At 45.4% G+C, this 2188-nt stretch carries 2 protein-coding genes; both read left to right on the top strand.

Features of this window, described 5'->3' with window-relative positions:
* Positions 1-36: 36 nt before the first annotated feature.
* The gene (proC, locus tag F6K49_RS42805) at positions 37-861 is read left to right on the top strand and encodes a pyrroline-5-carboxylate reductase (protein WP_293107613.1); all 825 of its coding nucleotides are present in this window, start codon (positions 37-39) and stop codon (positions 859-861) included.
* A gap of 444 nt (positions 862-1305) precedes the next feature.
* The coding region (locus F6K49_RS42800; protein ID WP_366514306.1) for a hypothetical protein at positions 1306-2188 on the top strand (883 nt) is incomplete at its 3' end.

The following is a 2188-nucleotide window of genomic DNA, read 5'->3' as shown; positions in this document are numbered from 1 at the left end:
TGAATAACATTAATAGTTGAAAAGAGAGGTGTTGGGTTGCCTATAAAACTTGGCATAATTGGTGGCGGTGTCATGGGAGAAGCCCTCCTATCCCGTCTACTTGCCCAACAACTTTACCACCCTGATCAGGTCTTGGTGAGTGAGCTGCTGGAGCAGCGCCGTGATGGTTTGGCGCAAAAATACGGCATAAGGGTCACTGCCAATAACCAAGCGGCAGCGGCAGCATCAGAGGTTTTGTTACTGGCAATTAAACCTCAGGTATTTAAAGCGGTAGCGGCAGAACTGGGAATGGGTAGAGGTGACAACGGTCACAGCTTAGGAACGTTGCCAATGGTGATTTCAATTATAGCTGGAGTGCCTCTGGAACGACTGGAAACCGCTTTTGCCTCCCAGCCAGTGATCCGGGCAATGCCTAATACTCCTGCAACAGTTGGGGCAGGAATCACAGCCCTAGCGGCCGGAAAATGGGTATCGCCTGATCAAATGGAGCAAGCAAAGACAATTTTTAGGGCTGTTGGTGAAGTAGTTGAGATTCCGGAACACCTGATGGATGCGGTGACCGGTTTATCTGGGTCAGGCCCAGCTTATGTGGCGATTTTGGTGGAAGCCCTAGCAGATGGGGGCGTGGCAGCTGGATTACCCAGAGCGATCGCATTACAGTTGGCCCTGTCTACAGTATTGGGGACAGCCCAGCTGTTACAAGAAACTCAAATGCATCCAGCTCAATTGAAGGATAAGGTGACTAGTCCTGGGGGAACCACAATTGCTGCGATCGCTAAGTTGGAGAAGGCTGGTTTTCGATCAGCTTTGATTGAGGCGGTTTTAGGGTCTTATCAGCGTTCTCGGGAGTTGGGAGGTTGAAGATTGGAAGTTGAAGGTTGAACGCGCACGCGTGGCCTTTTGGCCAAGGTTGAAGGTTGAAGGTTGAAGGTTGAAGGTTGAAGGTTGAAGGTTGAAGGTTGAAGGTTGTTAACCCTTGGCTTCCCTTGTAGGGTAGGTTGAACATGGATCAGAACTGATTGATCAAGTGAATTTTAAGATCCATTAGGCTAGGCCGTTGTTAGTTGGTCTTGGCTAACCCCATCTGCATCTGTAGTATTATGGGGGTGTGATTTCAATGGGCAAAAAAAAACTATTGTGGGCGTCATCTAATTCTGTCATCTAGTTCTATAATAATAGCAGCTAGAGGATTTATCCCACTGGTCAAAATTGTTTAAAAGCACGGGATCTGAACTACAATCACAAAATATTCATAATTTAGTCTGAATGTAAATTTGTGGACTGCATCTATTCTGATCACAGACGATGACAGAATCTTCAATTCCGATTCGAGCCTTACCAAAAGCACGCCAACGTTCTCGACCCAATGGGTTGAAATGGTTTTCCTACATAAGTTTGGGGATTTTGAGTAATGCTGCTATTTTGGGTTTAGCTTTTTTTGTGCTCGAGCAAATCCCTCCAACTTACACCAGTAAGGCAGCAGCAATTATACCTGGTGTGGGTTCTCAAGGATCTGTTCAACTCCCTGGAGTCGGTCAAGCTTCCTCCAATCCAGGTGAGAAGTCTCCTTACGGATATCTTTTAAAGGTAGATCCACGAGAAAACTACCAGTATATCGCCATGAGTGACGTCGTATTAACTGAAGCTGCTGCTGCTGTTAATACCTCAGTCAAAGATTTTGAAGAGTTTGCCAAGCCAAGGGTTTCTTTGGATAGAGGTACCACTATCATAGAATTTGAAGTGGATGGCAAAAGCAAACTGGAAGCTCAGCGAAATACTCGGGCTTTTTATCAAGCCTTAGTCAAGCGGATTGATTACTTGAGAGCAGAAGAATCAGCTCGTCAGGATAACAAGACGTTGTTAGCGTTAGACTCTGCTAATAGTAACTTAAAAAAAGCCCAAACAAAGCTTTCTCAATTCAAAAAGAATTCACCGCTCAAAATTTCTGAACAAATCAAGAACCTTTCAGAAGAAGTAGAGAGCTTGCGAGTGGAGCGTGCTAATTTATTGGCTCAGCAGCAAGCGGCTACCTCTGGATTAAGGCAGCTAGAAGCTAACCTAAGGTTGTCAACTGACCAAGCAGCCGATGCTCTGATGCTTCAGGATGATGAAGTCTTTAAAAAGCTTTGGCAAAACTATAGCGATATCAGCGCTAACCTAACGATACTCAATACTCAATGGACACCAA

This window comes from Moorena sp. SIO3I6, from assembly GCF_010672095.1.
The sequence above is the reverse complement of the archived record's forward strand: the minus strand, read 5'-3'. Positions and strand labels throughout refer to the sequence as shown.